Origin of the sequence: Erythrobacter sp. A6_0, assembly GCF_017744235.1 — a bacterium.
Lineage (GTDB): Bacteria > Pseudomonadota > Alphaproteobacteria > Sphingomonadales > Sphingomonadaceae > Qipengyuania.
In genome coordinates this window covers 1,069,974-1,086,817 of the sequence record NZ_JAGHQR010000001.1, presented here as the reverse complement: position 1 = coordinate 1,086,817, position 16,844 = coordinate 1,069,974, and the positions used below count along the sequence as shown (strand labels likewise).

Below are 16,844 nucleotides of genomic sequence, written 5' to 3'. Positions count from 1 at the left end.
CGCCGCCTGCCCGGGGTCGGATAGGCTCACCGGGCACCCTTATCGCACACCCACTTTCTTGCGGTGTGCGCCGATGGGGCGGAGTAGCTCAGGTGGTTAGAGCAGCGGAATCATAATCCGCGTGTCGGGGGTTCGAGTCCCTCCTCCGCTACCATTTTTCAAAGACTTACGTGCCCGCCTGCGAATGGGTTTACACTTGGCTGTAAACTTTCGCTCCGCAGTCGTTGTTCCTCGATCCGTTTGGACCAGCCTCCTTGTTCACCGAAACAGGGGTGGGGGTGCGCCTATACGCCGAGAGTAACTAGCCTCTCCGTTGATGGGAGAGTGACATGAAGATCGATCCCGGCGCGTTCGAGCTGGTCTCGATCGATGGCGAAATGGCGCTCGTAATCCGACTAGGCCGACCCTCGACCGACCCGGTGCCTTCCTTCGAGCGCGTAAAGCGAACCTATCGCTATGCCGAGCCCGAACGCGATACGGTCTCACCGTTCCTCGCGCATTGTACCATTCGCGTGATCGGTGCGCGGTATCGGGTGACGCCGTTCTACAAAGCCTACTCCGATTGGTGCGCCGAGACCGGGGAGGAAAAGCTGACCAGGCGCGCTTTCCGGCAAGCCATGATCGCGAGGGGGTTCTCGACCATTCACTCAAATGGCTCGCACTGGCGGGACCTCGCGCCGGTTGGCGCACCGCAAGGCTCCCTGCTGTGATGTCGGGCAGCAAGTTTCCCCGACCTGTTTACGGCGTAGCGCAGCTGCTCGCCCCCGACCCCGCGTCGGGTTATGACGATTTCGCTCCAGCTGGACAGCGCACCGTGCGGAGGTTCGACAATGGGGAAAGGCGGCGATGTTGTCGCTTTTACGGGCCAGCGCACGCGCAAATCAGGTCCAGATGGCGCTGGTTTGCTCCAATGGAGCGAGATTTGGAGCGAATTAACGTCGGGTTTTCGGCAGAACTCTGCGCGTCTGGAGGAATGGAGCGGCGATCCGCACCGCCTCGTATGTGCGGGCGCGGGCGCGCGAGAGTGGTGTATATCTCTATTCCATTCCTCCATTTCTCTATTTCAAATGGGGAAGATGGAGAGCAAGTAACTGATAGCGCTCGGCTTATTGCTCGTTTCGAAATGGAGGCAAACGCGGCAAGTGGATTGTCAGGCGGCGATATGGAGCAAGATGCTCGATCGGTAGCGCCTCGCTCGCAGTCCAAGCCCAACAATCGCCACGCTCTCGGGACCGGATTGCAATTGATCGGCGCATCCCTCGCCAGCGCAGCGAACCGGTCCGGGGCGCGCACCGGGTGGGGGGTGGTCGAAAGTTCCAAAAGCGGCGGGCTCTTGAACCACCGCATCTCTCATCGGGAGACTTTTTTCTCGGAAAGAGGAATTTCAGACCTCGGGCGGGATACTCGCGCTCGCCAGAAGCCAGACGACTGCCGACGAGCGCGCGCGCTGTGACGGGTTCTGAAAAGACCAACCTCGTCGCGAGTGCATCGAGCGAGCGCCATGGGCCTGCCAGTGAACCGTGCGGAGGTGATCGAGCCGAGCCGTTCTCGAGCGGGAATAAATTGTCGTCCGTGGCGACCGACCTCTTTGGGGAGCCGGTCACCGCCTCGCGCGGACCCGGTCGTCCACGCTACGTGCCCACGGATCGGGACCGGGCGACGGTCGCTCTGCTCCACGCGGCGGGTCGGACGCACCTCGAAATCGCGGCAGCGATCGGGATCAGCCATCCGACGCTGCTGCTCAACTATCCGCTCGAGCTGGAGTCGTCGTCGCAGAGTGGGCGGCGGCGGGAACAGCGCGATCAAGCCAAAGGAGAATCGTGATGGAGCCGACCTGGAAATCGCAAGCGCGGGATATTCTGCCGCCGAGCGCCGCGCCGATGCGCGGGGCGCTGGGGCGCGAGGGGCGGGTGCGGTCGGCGCTGGAGGCGCTGCCTGCTCGCGAGCGGCGCGAGCTGGCCGAGGTGCTGGACGAAGTGACCCGCCCCATGAACGCACGCGAGCTGGACGACGCGTTGCTGGCGACCGGCCTTTCTCGTGGGGATCGGAAGCGGCTGACGCGGGCGTTGAAGGGCTTTCCGATCATCATGGTGGCGAACCCATGACCGGGCCGGATGACGATGCGAGCCTAGCGAGGATCGAGGCGACCAGACGAGTGCTGCGCAGCGCGTTGGCCAAATGTGCCGAGCGAGGCGGAGCGACGGCAGAAGAGCTTGCCATTGCGGCGCTGTATGCGGCTTTCGACATTGCCGAGCAGCACGCGGGGCCGGAAGCCGGGGCGGTCGAATGGCTACGCACCGGTTGCGACACGCTGGAGCGCGGTATCATGGAAGGCGTGCCGCGCCGTGGGTAGGGGGCTGCTCCGCGTCTATGCGATGGCACGGCCTGCGCGTTCCGCGATCGAGGGCGAACTGGTAGCGGCTGCCGCCGGAGAAATCGGTGTGAAGGGATCCAAGCTGGCGAAGGCAAGGGCCGTAGCGCGGCGCGTGGCGGTTCTGGCGCTGGCTGACCTGAGAGACCTGGGCAACGACCCTGTTCCAGCCTTGCGGCGGGTCGAGGTGTCGATTGCGACGCCGTGCCTGGCGAACCTCGCGGCGTGTCCCGACCTCGACGCAGCGGGCATGGTGCGCGCAGAAGCGGTGCGCAGGTTCGAGGCGAACGGGTGCCAATGGCTTGCGCCTGCCGATCGGGAAAATGCCGATCGCGAGGTTGTCGAAGCCGTCGCGGCGCGGCTGACTGAGCGCTTCCGAAGGCCCCAGAAATAATTTTTGAAAATTGGTAGAAACCGTATTCCTGCCAATCGGCACAGGTCAGACAGGCGCTCAGTTTCACGTTTGAGGGCTTGAAAAATGAACACTATCCCGCGCGCAATTTCCCACGGGTTCAGCATGGGGGCCGTCATGGCGGCAGCGCCCGATGCGCAGAACCGATCCGAAGCCGAGATCTTCGTTCGTAGTCTGGCGGACCGGTTCGATGAATTCAAAGCAACCCACAATTCGCGCCTGGATGAGATTGGGGCAGCGGTCGACGCGCTCGGACTTCGCAGCGCAACTGAAGCGCTGGGCAGCAATTCGGTGGGAGGTCCGCCGACCGATCCCGAATACAGCCGAACATTCGCCAGCTATTTTCGCAGCGGCGCAAGCGATGTTGAATCTGCGCTGCGCGAAGCGAATGCGACCGGTGACCGGCAGACGATCCAAGCGGCCATGTCGGTGGGTTCCAATTCGGACGGCGGATACATCGCGCCGGTCGAGTGGGACCGCAACATTCGCGCCAAGCTGCGCGACATTTCGCCCATGCGCTCGATCGCCCAGGTGCAGGAAACCTCGACTGGCGCGTTCACCACGTTGTGGAACGATGATAGCTGGGGATCGGGCTGGGTTGGCGAGACGGCAGCTCGACCGGAAACGACAGGCGCGAAGCTATCGCAGCTGACGTTCGAGAGCGGCGAGATTTACGCGATGCCCGCCGCCACGCAGCGGCTGCTGGATGATGCTTCGATCAATGTCGAGAACTGGCTGGCCAGCTCGATCGAGACCGAATTCGCGCGGCAGGAGGGTGTCGCCTTCATTTCGGGCAACGGCGTGAACAAGCCGCGCGGTTTGCTGACCTATGTCGAAGGTGGACTGTCGGCGGGGATCCATCCCGGAGGCGATCTGGCCACGATCGACAGTGGTGCGGCGGAAGACATTCCGAATGCCGATGCGCTCATTACCTTCAAATACGGCTTGGCCGCACCCTACCGGCAGAACGCTCGCTGGCTGATGAATTCGCAGACCGCCGCCGCCATCGCCAAGATGAAGGACGGCGATGGCAATTTCGTCTGGCGCGAAGGCCTGATCGAAAACGAGCCCGCCACGCTGCTCGGTCGCCCGGTAACGATCGATGAATCGATGCCGAATATTGCCGCGGGCAATCTGCCGATCGCTTTTGGCGACTTCAACGCCGGGTATCTCATCAACGATCGGATCGGCACCCGCGTGCTGCGCGATCCCTTCACAAACAAGCCATTCGTGCTGTTCTACACGACGAAGCGCGTGGGCGGCGGCGTCCTCGATCCCAACGCCATCATCCTCATGAAGATCGCGGCGGCGGCGTAATCGATCGCAGGGGCTTGCCTGTCGCGGCGGGCAGTGCAGCGGGCGCGGTGCTTTAGTCCTGGCATCGCGCCCGCTTTTGCTTTTCGCATAGGAGAATACGGTGGGATCAATCGCTAACTTGAGCGCGACGCTCGATTGGGACCTAGACGATTTCGAGCGTGGGACCCGATCGGTGCAGGCTGGTTTCACCAGCATCATCGGAGCAGCGAACCGGGTTGCCGACGCCGTGACGGCGGCAGGCAAAAAGATGACCGTCGGCATGACGTTGCCGATCACCGGCCTTGGTGTGCTTTTCACCAAAGTGGCGGCGGATGCAGCGGAGCTGCAATCGGCGTTCGACCATACGTTCGGCGGAATGCAGGGCAGCATGAACGCCTGGGCGGAGAACACCGGCGATGCGATGGGGCGCGCGACCAGCGAAATGCAGCAGGGTGCGCTCGCCTTCGGGCAATTGTTCAAGGGCGCGGCGGAGAACGAAGCGGCGGCAGCGCGGTTGTCGCAGCGGTTCACAGTCCTCGCCCAAGATGCCGCCAGCTTCTACAACACGGATTTCGACACCGCGATGGGCAAAATCCGATCCGGCCTGACCGGTGAGAGCGAGCCGCTGCGCGAATTCGGCGTATTCCTGACCGAGGCGGACGTAGCGGCCAAGGGGTTGGAACTCGGCCTCGTTCGCACGGGTCAGGAATTGAACGAGTACGGCAAGATCATGGCGCGATCGGCGCTGATCGCGGAGGGCTTGAGAGACGCACAAGGTGATGTCGAGCGGACCTCGGACAGCTTGGCGAACCGGGTGCGAAAGATCAAAGGCGACTTCCACGAGCTGGCGCTGGAGATTGGCGAGATCCTTGTGCCCTACGCGCAAAAGCTGGCGGGGGTGGTAGAGGGTGTCGTTGAAGTTTTTCGCGGCTTGCCGCCTTGGGTGAAGCAAGTCGCAGTCGGCTTTGGCGTGTTTCTCGCTGCGATCGGGCCGGTGGTAGTCGCGCTATCCGGTCTCGCCACTCTGGTGCTTCCGCTTCTCCTGGTCAGGTTCATGACCATGCGCGGGGTGATTCCTCCCTTGCTCGCCATACTGACCGCAATCGTGAACCCGATCGGGGCGCTGGTGATCGGGTTCGGCAAGCTGATCGGCGCAGCGACGATATTTCGCGGCGTTGCCATCGCAGCTGGCGCAGCTATGCGCGTTATGCTTGGCCCGCTCGGTCTGTTGATTACTGGTGTCGCGCTGCTCGCCAATAACGCGCAGACCTCCAGCGAGCGAACCGACGAACTGACGGAAAGCAATGCTGAGTTGGCGGCGAAGCTGCGCGCGGCGGGCGTCCAAGTCGATGATTTCGGAAATAAGAGCGCCGGGGCTGCGGGAGGGGTCAATTCGCTCGCCTCGTCCATGGACAACGCCAATGCGGCCGGAAAGCGGCTTATTCAGACGCTCGCCCGCGTAGCTGAAATCAAGGAGCTGAAGAAAGAACTGGAGTGGATCGACCGCGCCAAAGAGCGGAAGAAGGGCGTCGATCTTGGCGGAGGCTATGTTCAGGTCGAGACCGGTGGATACCTGGGTTATCGGGTTAAGAAGGCCAAGAATTACCGCCCATCGGCGCACCAAGAGGCCGAGATCGCGGAACTTGACGCTCGTAAAGAGAAAGTAGCGGCAAGGATGCGGTTGTTAGCTCTGGCGAACGAGAACAACATTGATACGGACACGCCCAGCGGCGGCACGAAAGACTACGCACAAGCCGCCGATATCAAACCAATAAAGACGCCCTCCGCACCCAAGGGTCCGACAGGCCCCAGCGCCTCCGAACTTGAATCCGAACGCCTGCGCATGGCGGAGCAGGCGCGCGCGGACCAGGCGCGGCAGGATCAGGAAGAACTGCGTGCCCGGATTCAGCTCTCCAAAACCGTGACCGAACGGGCCGACCTGGAGCGCGATCTGCTCGAGCTGGAGCGCGACGATCGCAACGCGCAGATCAAAGCCGAGGCCGAACAGGCCGCCCGAATGGTGGCGCAGGACAAGGACCTTAGCGCAACCGAGCGTGCGGCGCGTCTCGCGATCATCGAAGAACAGCGCGATGCGGCGCTGGCTTCGATCGAACGTCTCTACGGCGCCACCGGCGAATTGTTGGCGGACGGGACGATCATCGTGCGCGATGGGATGAAGTCGCTTTACGCGATGCAGGTGGAGCAGGATCGCGCGGTGCAGATCGCGCGTGAACAGGCTGAGCTTGCCGAGGCCCGCTTCCGCGCTTCGAGCGAGTCGCTCCAGCTGGAGTACGATCTCGCTGAAACCGACGCCGAACGGCAGGAAATTGCACTGCGCATTCTCGATGCCGAGGACGCTTTCCTTCGTGCCAAACTCAATGCGGTCGCTGCGAATGAGGCGCTTGCGGATGCCGAGCGTGAACAGGCTCGTATAGCTTTGCAATCGCTTGAGGCCACGGCCGACCAGCGGCGCGAGGTGACGCGGCGCCGAACCGAGACGCCGGTGCAGCGCTATCTGCGCGAGTTGGATCGATCGCCGGCGCAAATCAATGAAGCGATGGACCGTATAAAGCTCGACGGACTGGATGCGCTCAATGATGGGTTGGTAGATGCGATGACAGGCGTGAAATCCCTAGGCGACGTGTTCAGCAACATTGCCGACCAGATCGTCGCCGATCTGCTTCGCATCGCAGTGCAGCGGGCAATAATCGGCCCGCTTGCAGATGCGTTGTTCCCCGGCGCGGGCGCGTCGGAATCATCCGGCAGGGGGGGACTGCTTGGCGGTTTCGCTTCGTTTCTTTCCGCCGTCACCGGAAAGTCGGCAAGCGCTCCGGGGGCGGCAGGGGTCGGAATGCCTGGCTGGACGCCGATCGCAGGCGCGAGAGCTACCGCTTTGCCGCGCTGGAACAATGGGGGCGGCGGGATTATCAAGGGCTATCCCGGCGTCGATCGCAATCTGCTCGAACTCAACGGGGCTCCATTGGCGATGGTCAGCCGAGGTGAGCAGCTGAGCGTCACACCGGCAGGGGGCGCACCGGGCGGGAAGCTGCAAGTCGAGGTGGTCGCACATAGCGACGGGTTTGCCGCCATGGTTCGCGACCAAGCTGGGCGCGTTATTGCCGCTTCGGCGCCACACCTTGTGAACGCTGCATCCTCCTCGGCGCTCGCCAATATGTATCGGTCAAGCAAGCGGGGGATGACACCTGGAGGAATCACGGGATGACGAAAGCGACTGATTTCGAAAGCCAACTGTCAGCCGTCTCGATCGCGTTCGCTGCGCTTCACGAAGCTCTGCTTCGCAGAGGTGCGATCGAGGAAGGCGATGTCGAAAACTTGCTCAAGCGCTGCGGCACCGACGATCCGGTCCTGCGGACGGGGCTGAACAGCATAATCGCGAACATCGCCAATCGACCTTTCCATTCGGACCGCAATTTCACGGTGATCGACGGGGGCAAGTCATAGACGCGCAGAGAGACACCGCTCATTTTTGATCTAAATTTGGCGCAAATGGCTTGCAGTTTAATGCTTGATAAACTTCTGCAATTCGGGACGAGTTGTCATCCGCAAGGAGCATTTTTCTCTCTAATTCTTCACATTGTTCGGATACTCTACTGTATCGCAATTGGCCGATCGTCGTAAGCACGACAATTCCTATCAGACTCAGGAAGAATGTGAGCGCGAAAAAACGAAGCCACCATTTTGAATGCGAAGGGGTACTCAATTCTAGCCAAATAGTTCCTGCTGAGAAGCCGAGGGCCCCACCAAGAAGAGCGAGAAACCCAGGGTTCAACCAGTCGAGAACTGGCGCTGCAAAATAGGCGGTGATGGCCCCTGTCACCGCTATCCCTTGGATTATCGGTGTTCGTTTATCGTCCTGCAATTCAATCCCCTTTCGGGGAAGCTTGCACTCGAATCTGATGTAGGGCAAGATGTCCGGTGGGTGTGAGAACCCGGACTTAGGCGGCGATCCCGTTGGCGCGGTGATCGTCGAATGTGGAAGCGGAGCGTTGGCGCGCTCGGCTCGGCTAGGGTTCTAGCCGGGAGCGGCGCGCCATGTCCAGAGCGAAAGCTTAAAAGCCGTCGACCTGTCCTAAGCAGGTTCTCACCCCCGGCGATCGCCCGAAGCGGTCAGGCTGTGAGAAGCCAAGCTTAGGAAACCGAAATGATGCAAACGAAAATAGAGCGCGAAGCCTTCTCGATTGACGAGGAGGCCTTTCTCGCCGCGATGCTCGCAGTCCCCCAACTCTACGGCTCCGACCTCGCCAAGCGCGCGCGAGGTGCGTTGAAATCTGCGATAGAGTGGATGGAGGCTGGAACGCCCATACGAACGGAAGACCGCGACACGTTGGAGGCCGAGATCGCCGCCGCGTTCCCCACTGTCTGCGCGACCTGCCCGATGGTGCGAACCTCTATAAAAAAGTGATCGCTTGACATTCCGCATCGTTACCGAGATATGTTTCGGTAACGGTGCGGAGATAGTTGTGGAATTCGAAACGATCGATGATCCGGTTTTGACGATGCCGCAGCTCATTTCGGCTTCGCTCGCTGATCGGAACACGATCGAGAATTGGGTCAGGTACGGCCATCTTGTGCCAGCGCTAGACCTTCCCGGACGGAAGCGGCGGTTCAGTATCGCCGACTTGCTGCGCCTCGACATCACCTTCTTTCTTCGGAGCTTGGAGATGTCGATGGATATCGCACCGGAGATCGCGCAGCTATCCGTTGCGGCCTACGCGCCGCAGGCTCTCGCCGAAGCGCGTGAGGTAATTGAGGGGAGGGTGGATTCGCTGCGCGCGTTGTTCCGCTGGCAATTCAGTTTGATGCGGATGCCTGACGGCGAACTCAAGGTTATTAAGCCGGGCGATGTTCCGGTCGAACTGGGTGTGGATCTGGTGGTGCCAGTCGGTGCGATCGCAAACGGATGCTACGCACGCCTGTTCAACATGGTGCATCCGTCGGAGCTTGACGATTGAGCGCGAAGCGCCGTCTCGTGCCGCCTTCCGAGGTGGAGCAGCATATCCAGCTGCTAAGGCGATTGGGCGTGCCGATCGGCGCTATCGATATTCGTGCGGACGGTGTGACCGTCTCTCCGCCGCAGCAATCCGTGGGGAATGCTTTTGACCAGTGGCAAGCAACGGACCAAGGTGGTGACCGGATTGCACGTCGTTAGAAAGCGGCGGGCAGGGCTCGATCGCTTTTACGTGTATGCGTGGCGTGGTGGGCCCTGCATTCACGTTGCGGACGGGCTTCGCCCGACTATCGGGCCGGAGCTGCTCGACAAGGCCGCCGCCGAGCGGATCAAGGGCAGCGCGGGAGGCGCGCGCGACCTCGACAGCCTGATTGCAGCCTATCGCGCGAGCCCTGAATATATCCGCCTCGCCGATGCGACGAAGCGCGATTACCGCCTGTGGCTGGATCGCATAGCGGCGCGCTTCGGAACCGCACCGCTGGCGGCGTTCGCGGATAGCCGAATGCGTGAGCACGTGATCCTCTGGCGAGATACCTGGATCAACCAGCCACGCACTGCCGACAAGGCGGCCGTCATGATGGCGACCTTGCTGGGCTGGGGTGTCGATCGCGGCATCCTCGCGGTGAATGTCGCGGCGGGGATCAAGACGCTGCACCGGGTGAATCGTTCGAAAGAGGTATGGGAGCGCAAGCATATCCGCGCTTTCGCCAACAAGCCTCGCCACCTGCGCGAAGCGTTGATGCTGGCGGGCTTCACCGGCCTGCGCCTGGCGGACCTGGTGCGGGTGGCGTGGGAGAATGTCGGACCGCGCGCGATCGTGATCGAGCGGACGCGCAAGCGAGGTGGGCGAGCGGTGATTCCGCTCTTGCCCGAAACGCGCAAGCTGCTGGACCGGATCGGACGCGACAGTGGCGCCATCCTGCGCAACAGTCGCGGCGAGCCGTGGACGGAAAGCGGCCTCGGGAGCGTGTTCCAAAAGGCGAAGCCTGCCGGGTTCGATCGCACCATCCACGACCTGCGAGGCACGTTCGCTACGCGCCTGATCCTGTCCGGCGCGACCGATAGCGAGGCGGCGATGGTGCTGGGCTGGACCGCCAAAGAGATCGCGGCCGTTCGCGCTCGATACGTGGACGAAGAGCGGGTTGTGATCCAACTGGCAGACAGGCTGACAGCATGATGAAACGGTTTACACCGTGTCGGAAAGTGGCGGAATTCCAAGGGTCCAAAAGGGCGCAGTTTACACGCGCCCCATTGAAATCATTGGGTAACCCTAGGAATCATAATCCGCGTGTCGGGGGTTCGAGTCCCTCCTCCGCTACCAATCTTTGATCAAGCCGTTTGGACGTCCCGCCTGCATCGTTCAGGCTGCGCGGAGCTGCTCGATCGGCCGAATGTCCTGCGACCCTCCGATTTCGAACTGGAAGCCGGCCATCATGTCTGCCAGATCGGTCGCCTCTTCGGCCAGGCTGCGTGCGCCGGCTGTGGTCTGTTCGACCATGGCGGCATTCTGCTGCGTCACCTGATCCATTTCCGACAAACCGATATTGACCTGTTGCAGCGCGCGAGCCTGTTGCTGTGCGGATTCCGCGATGGTGCGGATCGCGCTGCTTGCTTCGGCCACGCTGGATATGATGCGTTCTAGGGAGTCGCCCGAACTCTTTACCAATTCGACACCGACGCCGATCTGTTCGGACGAAGCGTTGACTCTCTTCTTGACCTCGTTCGCAGCTTCGGCAGTGCGTTGCGCAAGGCTACGGACTTCGGCGGCGACTATTCCGAAGCCGCGTCCTGCATCGCCCGCTCTGGCCGCCTCCACGCCTGCATTGAGCGCGAGGATGTTGGTCTGGAAGGCGATCCCATCGATCATCGTGATGATCTCGGTAATTTCGGCGGAAGACCGTTCGATCGCGTCCATCGCGGTGACAGCTTCGGATACCACCGCGCCGCCGCTCACCGCCTCGTCGCGGGCGAGCGACACCGCTTCGTCCGCCTTGCTCGTATCGACGGCGCTATCCTGCACCGCTTGCGTAATCTCCGCCATCGCGGCCGCCGATTGTTCGAGATTGGCGGCCTGTTGTGCCGTGCGCTGGGACAGATCGTCGGCCGCTACGCTGATATCGGTGGATTCGGCCTGGATTTCGGTCGCCGTGTGTTTCACCTGTGCCAGCGTTTCGCAAACCCGCATGCGCATCGCTTCGAAATCGCGACTCAAGGCTTCGTAGCCCTCCGGAAGGTCAGCCATGCGCTGTGAAAAATTGCCGCTGGCGAGATGGTCGAGCGCCTTGCTGACACCGTCGATGACCTTGCGGCGCTTGGCTTCTTCGACGTCGAAATAGGCGGACAGCGCAATATCCATGTCCAGCAGGGAAGCCTTGATGAGCGCGTTCGCCGCCTTGCTGCGGTTTCCGAACGGATCCGTGACGCTTCGGCCGATCACCGCTGGAAGAGTGGCTTCGAGCATCCGGGCATAGCTGCTGATATACCAGGTAGGCGCCAATCCGATCGCGGCGTGAACCGTTCCGATACGATGGGCTGCTTTATTATAGTCCTCGCCCACGGGGCCGGCGAACAGATTCATCCAGTGGTTGAACTGTTTTTTGCGCGCTTCGCCCATCATCGCATCGGACCGGAACATCTTCGCAAGCATCGGCTTGGAGCGGATGAAATCGTAGAGATCGGCAAGGGCCGAGGCGCCGTGCTGCTTGATCGCCTTGCGTACTCTTGGAAACGCGCTGAAAGTCGTCTTCGTAAAATTGAACGCTGTCAGGCGATCTTCGAGGGTGAGTTCGGTCGAACCGGTGGCGTTTTCTGTGTCCATGACCAGAAGTTTTACGACGGGTTGGTGAAAAAAGCTTTTACACTAGGCACATAGCGCCAAGGAGGGCGCTTTTGAGCCGTTTTTTGCAAGTAGTCTGAGGATCGGCTGCTCGAATACGTTCGCCCGGCACGCAAAATTACGCAAATAGACGTGGAGGTTTTCGTGATTTCGGCTGGGCGGCAGTGAAGGCGGGCGCTTGATCGCTAGCGGAGGCGAAACAATTCCGCCTCCGCCATTGGTTTTCCCATCCGGCCAAGGGATCGGCAGAGCGATTCAGCCGAGGCTTTCCATTAGGAAAATCTTGCCTTCGAGCGTGTCGTCGGTGGCCGCCCGGGCGAGGATCGCGGCGACGTCGCCACGCGCAGCCTCACCCTTCGGGTCGACCTCGTCGCCCAGCCTGATATCGCGTGAGCCTTCTTCGTCGGTCAGCGTGACCGGTCGGACGATGGTGTAGGACAGGCCCGACGCCTTGAGATGTTCGTCGGCCTCGTGCTTCGCCTGTAGATAATGGGCGAGGTCGGATTCGGGATCGGGATTTTCCGCGCCGACGGAGCTCAGCATTACGAAATGGTCGATGTCGTTCTTTGCGGCGATGTCGATCAGCCTCTTCGCGCCGTCGCGATCGACCTTGTCGGTCATTTGGGCGCTCGTATCTCCTCCGGAACCGGCCGCGAATACGACCACGTCCGCGCCGTCGCAGACATCGTCGGTAAGCTGGGTCAGATCGGCCTCGCGCGTGGCAACGCCTTCGGGAAGCTTGGAGATATCGGAAGAGGCGCGGTGCATCGCGATGGGCTGATGTCCGGCCTCCTTGAGCTGTTGGGTCAGGCGGAGGCCGGTCTTGCCGGTGGAACCTGCGATGAGAATTTTCATGTCAAGCAACCTGTTATGTGAGGGACGGTAACGGCTCGTCTGGAGCCTCATGATTTCAACGCAGGGCATCGCCGATCGTTGCATGAACCCGTTGGGCGACCGGGCTTTGCGAACATCGCTTGATCGTGTGGGCCGCCGGTAGCTAAGGCGACCGGCATGAGCTCTTCCCACGCGCTGCCTTCGCCGCCTCCTCTCGACCGGCTAGCGGGCGATGCGCCACTGGCGCTCTTCCTCGATTTCGACGGAACTCTGGTGGAACTGGCCGACACGCCCGATGGCATCCATGTGCCCCCAACCCTGTGCGAACGGCTGAAGGCTCTCGCCGATCGGCTGGAAGGGCGTCTGGCGCTGGTTTCGGGCCGCGCGCTCGCGGATATCGAGGAGCATCTGCCCGGGATTGCGGTGGCGCGCGCGGGCTCGCATGGCGCGGCGCGCAAATATCCCGAAGGCCGCTGGCTGGGCGAAGAGCCGAAGGGCCTTCCCGCTGTGGTCACGGATGCCATGCGAGGGATCGCGGAGCGCGACGGCCTGCTTTACGAAACCAAGAGCCATGGCGGGGCGCTGCATTATCGCGCCGGGCCGGAAAAAGGCCCGGCGGTGCTGGCCTTCGCGCAGGATCTGGCGGACGAACATGGTCTTGCGGTCAAAACGGGTCGCGCGGTGGTCGAGCTGGTTCGGCCGGGGGCGGACAAGGGCGGGGCGGTGCGCGCTTTCCTCGCCACCCCGGTCTTCGCAGGTGCACAGCCCTGGTTCGTGGGCGACGATGTGACCGACGATGACGGGTTTTCGGCCTGTTCCGACTTGGGCGGCGGCGGCGTGCTGGTGGGCGACCGCGAAAACAGCACGGCCGATTTCGCACTTGCGAACGTGGCGCGAACCATCGAATGGTTGGGCCTATGACGGTTTCTCAGCGCATCTCCGATCCAGGCGAGGATTTCGACCAGGCCGATCTGGAATTATGGCCTATCGGCAATTGCCAGGTCAGCGGTCTGGTGGACCGGACGGGTGCGCTCGTCTGGGGCTGCGTTCCGCGGGTGGATGGCGATCCGATCTTCTGCGCGCTGCTCAACGGAGATCGGCGCGATGCGGGGATCTGGCGCTTCGAGCTCGAAGGGCAGACTTCGGTCGAACAGCGTTACGAGCGCAATACCGCGATTCTCGTCACCCGGATCGCGGCAGCGGATGGCAGCGCGATCGAAATCCGCGATTTCTGCCCGCGCTTCGAAAGCTCGGGCCGGATGTACCGGCCCAATGCCTGGGTTCGCAATGTCCGCCCGGTCGCCGGCAATCCGCGGCTTCGCGTCGTGCTGAACCCGATGCGCAATTACGGGGCGGAGATCGCGCCGACCACGAACGGGACCAATCACGTACGCTATCTCATCGGCCCGCAGGCGCTGCGGCTCAGCAGCGATGCGCCGATTGGATACGTGCTGGAAAACCGTTACTTCCGGGTCGAAAGCGATCTGCATTTCTTCCTCGGCCCGGACGAGCCCTTCGTCGGCAATCTGCGGTCAGAATTGCGGCGGATGGAATCGCTGACGCGGGATTACTGGAAGATCTGGACGCGCGGCCTGCATATCCCGCTGGAATGGCAGGACGAGGTGATCCGCTGCGCCATCGGCCTGAAACTGTGCCAGCACGAGGAAACGGGCGCCATCGTCGCCGCACTGACCACCTCGATCCCGGAAGCGCCGGGCAGCGAGCGGAACTGGGATTACCGGTTCTGCTGGATCCGCGATTCCTATTACACCGTGCAGGCCTTGAACCGGCTCGGCGCGCTCGACGTGCTGGAGAAATATCTCGGCTATCTGCGCAATATCGTCGATTCTGCCCAAGGCGGGCAGATTCAGCCGCTCTATTCCGTGATGGGCGAACACGAGCTGGAAGAGACCTTCGCCACCGATCTGGCAGGCTATCGCGGCATGGGGCCCGTGCGGCGGGGTAACGCAGCATACACGCAGGTACAGCACGATTGTTACGGACAGATCGTGATGCCGACCGCGCAGGGTTTCTTCGACCGGCGCCTGTTGCGCATGGCGGACGATCACGATTTCGAAAAACTGGAACAGGTCGGCGAAACGGCCTGGGCCATGCACGACCAGCCGGATGCGGGCCTGTGGGAATTCCGCACGCGGCAGGAAGTCCACACCTATTCCGCCGTCATGTGCTGGGCGGCCTGCGACCGGTTGGCCAATGTGGCCGATCATCTCGGCAAGGCGGACCGGTGCGATTTCTGGCGGCAGCGGGCCGACGCGATCCGCGAGCGCATCGAAACCGAAGCGTGGAAAGACAGCGAGCATGGCGGCCATTACGGCGCGAGCTTCCAGAGCGATTATCTCGACGCCAGCCTGTTGCAGATGATCGAACTGCGCTTCATCTCGCCCGATAACCCTCGCTTCACATCCACCTTCGCCGCGATCGAGCGGGAATTGCGGCGTGGGGACCACATGCTTCGCTATGCGGCCGAAGACGATTTCGGCGCGCCGGAAACCGCCTTCAACGTCTGCACATTCTGGCTGATCGAGGCGCTTCACATAGCGGGCAGGGACGCAGAAGCGCGCGCCCTGTTCGAGACGATGCTGGGCCACACCACCCGATCGGGCATGTTGAGCGAGGATTTGGATTACGAAAACAATGAGTTGTGGGGGAACTTCCCGCAGACCTACTCGCTGGTAGGGGTAATCAATTGCGCTGGTCTGTTGTCCAAACCCTGGAGTGAAGTCCGATAGCCAAACTCGTCGTCATTTCGAACCGTGTCGCAGTGCCCAAGGCCCGCGGCGCTGCCGGGGCACAGGGCGGGCTGGCAGGGGCGCTCAATTCCGCGCTGCGCAAGCATGGCGGCGTCTGGTTCGGCTGGTCGGGGCAGGAAAGCGAAGAGGGTGCCGGCGGCGGGATAAATACCCAGACCCATGATGGCGTGACGACCGCGACGGTCGACCTTTCGAAGCGCGATATCGACGAATATTACAACGGCTACGCCAATGCGACCCTGTGGCCGCTGTTCCATTACCGGCTGGACCTGACCGAATACGAGCGCGAGACCGGCAAGGGGTACGAGCGCGTCAACGAAGCCTTCGCCGAAGCGGTCACGCCGCTGATCGAGGAAGACGATCTCGTCTGGGTCCACGACTATCATCTGATGCCGCTCGGCGAACGATTGCGTTCGCGTGGGATTACGAACCGGATCGGGTTCTTCCTCCATATTCCCTGGCCGCCGACGCGCTTGTTCGTCTCCCTGCCGTATCACGAGCGCCTTGTGCGCACGATGCTGCAATACGATCTGGTCGGCTTTCAGACGCAGGAATGGCTCGACAGCTTCCTGCATTACTGCACCAAGGAACTGGGCGCAGAGGTGGACGAGGCGACCGGCTCGGTCACGCTCGACGGGCGCACCGTCACGGCGAAGGCCTATCCCATCGGGATCGACTGGGATCACTTCCATGCGCAGGGCGATAGCGGGGAATCGCGCCAGGCCGAACAGCGGCTCCTGTCCTCGACGCGCCACCGCATTGCGATGATCGGTGTCGATCGGCTCGATTATTCCAAGGGGCTGCCGGAACGTATCGACGGCATCGGCCGGTTCTTCGACCAGCATCCCGAACGCGTGCGCGATCTCGTCTATATCCAGGTCGCACCGCCCAGCCGCGAGGATGTCGAAAGCTATCAGCAGATCCGCGCGCTGCTGGAACAGAAGACCGGCCAGATCAACGGCGCGCGCTCCGAAGTGGATGTGGTGCCGATCCGTTACGTCAATCGCGGCTACACCCATCCGCAGCTCTACGGGTTCTTCCGCGCCGCCAAGATCGGGCTGGTCACGCCGCTGCGCGACGGGATGAATCTGGTCGCGAAGGAATATGTCGCGGCGCAGGATCCTGAGGATCCGGGCGTTCTGATCCTGTCCCGTTTCGCCGGGGCGGCGCATCAATTGGAGGATGCGGTGCTGGTCAATCCGCACAGCCCCGACGACGTCGCCCACGCGATCGGGCGCGCGCTCGACATGAAAATCGACGAAAGGCGCGAACGCTACGAGAAGATGGTGGGGACCGTGCGCGACGATAACGTCCAGAAATGGACCGCCGATTTCGTCCGCGACCTTACCGGTTAG

General features: G+C 62.1%; 17 protein-coding genes and 1 tRNA gene. 15 read left to right on the top strand and 3 right to left on the bottom strand.

Going from position 1 to position 16,844, the window contains the following annotated elements; all coding sequences use genetic code 11:
* The first annotated feature begins 77 nt into the window (after window positions 1–77).
* From J7347_RS05325 to J7347_RS05285, 9 genes are all read left to right on the top strand, one after another.
* Window positions 78–154 (top strand) — tRNA-Met (locus J7347_RS05325).
* 175 nt (window positions 155–329) lie between these two features.
* On the top strand, window positions 330–710 hold the full coding sequence (locus J7347_RS05320) for a primase-like DNA-binding domain-containing protein (protein WP_209161101.1): 381 nt from the start codon (window positions 330–332) through the stop codon (window positions 708–710).
* Between the two features lie 862 nt (window positions 711–1,572).
* Entirely contained in the window at window positions 1,573–1,824 is a 252-nt protein-coding gene (locus J7347_RS05315) for a helix-turn-helix domain-containing protein (protein ID WP_209161100.1), read from the top strand.
* Window positions 1,824–2,105 carry a hypothetical protein gene (locus J7347_RS05310; RefSeq protein WP_209161099.1) on the top strand — a complete coding sequence of 94 codons (282 nt, stop codon included), beginning with the start codon at window positions 1,824–1,826 and terminating at the stop codon, window positions 2,103–2,105. Before J7347_RS05315 ends, J7347_RS05310 begins: the two co-directional genes overlap by 1 nt.
* Window positions 2,102–2,353, top strand: a complete 252-nt coding sequence (locus tag J7347_RS05305; protein ID WP_209161098.1) for a hypothetical protein — start codon at window positions 2,102–2,104, stop codon at window positions 2,351–2,353. The genes J7347_RS05310 and J7347_RS05305 overlap by 4 nt, the downstream gene beginning before the upstream one ends.
* Complete coding sequence (locus J7347_RS05300; RefSeq protein ID WP_209161097.1) at window positions 2,346–2,765, top strand: hypothetical protein; 420 nt, start codon at window positions 2,346–2,348, stop codon at window positions 2,763–2,765. The genes J7347_RS05305 and J7347_RS05300 overlap by 8 nt, the downstream gene beginning before the upstream one ends.
* Before the next feature lie 84 nt (window positions 2,766–2,849).
* Window positions 2,850–4,100, top strand: a complete 1,251-nt coding sequence (locus tag J7347_RS05295) for a phage major capsid protein (protein ID WP_209161096.1) — start codon at window positions 2,850–2,852, stop codon at window positions 4,098–4,100.
* 100 nt (window positions 4,101–4,200) lie between these two features.
* Window positions 4,201–7,302: a hypothetical protein gene (locus J7347_RS05290; protein WP_209161095.1), complete on the top strand. Its 3,102-nt coding sequence runs from the start codon at window positions 4,201–4,203 to the stop codon at window positions 7,300–7,302.
* Window positions 7,299–7,541, top strand: coding sequence for a hypothetical protein (locus J7347_RS05285; RefSeq protein ID WP_209161094.1), 243 nt, complete (start codon window positions 7,299–7,301; stop codon window positions 7,539–7,541). The genes J7347_RS05290 and J7347_RS05285 overlap by 4 nt, the downstream gene beginning before the upstream one ends.
* 19 nt (window positions 7,542–7,560) lie before the next feature.
* Here J7347_RS05285 and J7347_RS05280 read toward each other — a convergent pair whose 3' ends face one another.
* The gene (locus J7347_RS05280) at window positions 7,561–7,959 is read right to left on the bottom strand and encodes a hypothetical protein (protein ID WP_209161093.1); all 399 of its coding nucleotides are present in this window, start codon (window positions 7,957–7,959) and stop codon (window positions 7,561–7,563) included.
* 282 nt (window positions 7,960–8,241) lie between these two features.
* Here J7347_RS05280 and J7347_RS05275 point away from each other — a divergent pair, with 282 nt between their 5' ends.
* The 3 genes from J7347_RS05275 to J7347_RS05265 all read left to right on the top strand — a co-directional run bounded on the left by J7347_RS05275 (window position 8,242) and on the right by J7347_RS05265 (window position 10,225).
* Window positions 8,242–8,502 (top strand): hypothetical protein, encoded by a 261-nt coding sequence (locus J7347_RS05275; protein WP_209161092.1) that lies wholly within the window; start codon window positions 8,242–8,244, stop codon window positions 8,500–8,502.
* Between the two features lie 4 nt (window positions 8,503–8,506).
* Window positions 8,507–9,052, top strand: a complete 546-nt coding sequence (locus J7347_RS05270) for a MerR family transcriptional regulator (protein ID WP_209161091.1) — start codon at window positions 8,507–8,509, stop codon at window positions 9,050–9,052.
* A gap of 174 nt (window positions 9,053–9,226) precedes the next feature.
* Complete coding sequence (locus J7347_RS05265) at window positions 9,227–10,225, top strand: tyrosine-type recombinase/integrase (RefSeq protein WP_348521565.1); 999 nt, start codon at window positions 9,227–9,229, stop codon at window positions 10,223–10,225.
* A 183-nt stretch (window positions 10,226–10,408) separates the two neighbouring features.
* On the opposite strand, the gene J7347_RS05260 is transcribed toward J7347_RS05265, so the two are convergent.
* Both J7347_RS05260 and J7347_RS05255 read right to left on the bottom strand, forming a co-directional pair.
* Window positions 10,409–11,866, bottom strand: a complete 1,458-nt coding sequence (locus J7347_RS05260; protein ID WP_209161089.1) for a globin-coupled sensor protein — start codon at window positions 11,864–11,866, stop codon at window positions 10,409–10,411.
* A gap of 273 nt (window positions 11,867–12,139) precedes the next feature.
* Window positions 12,140–12,739: an SDR family oxidoreductase gene (locus J7347_RS05255; protein ID WP_209161088.1), complete on the bottom strand. Its 600-nt coding sequence runs from the start codon at window positions 12,737–12,739 to the stop codon at window positions 12,140–12,142.
* Window positions 12,740–12,895: 156 nt separating this feature from the next.
* On the opposite strand from J7347_RS05255, the gene otsB reads away from it, so the two are divergent.
* Genes otsB through J7347_RS05240 form a run of 3 tightly spaced genes read left to right on the top strand, consistent with a single transcriptional unit; the run spans window position 12,896 to window position 16,844 of the window.
* On the top strand, window positions 12,896–13,639 hold the full coding sequence (gene otsB / locus J7347_RS05250) for a trehalose-phosphatase (RefSeq protein WP_209161087.1): 744 nt from the start codon (window positions 12,896–12,898) through the stop codon (window positions 13,637–13,639).
* On the top strand, window positions 13,636–15,468 hold the full coding sequence (locus J7347_RS05245; protein WP_209161086.1) for a glycoside hydrolase family 15 protein: 1,833 nt from the start codon (window positions 13,636–13,638) through the stop codon (window positions 15,466–15,468). The genes otsB and J7347_RS05245 overlap by 4 nt, the downstream gene beginning before the upstream one ends.
* Window positions 15,465–16,844, top strand: coding sequence for a trehalose-6-phosphate synthase (locus J7347_RS05240; RefSeq protein WP_209161269.1), 1,380 nt, complete (start codon window positions 15,465–15,467; stop codon window positions 16,842–16,844). The genes J7347_RS05245 and J7347_RS05240 overlap by 4 nt, the downstream gene beginning before the upstream one ends.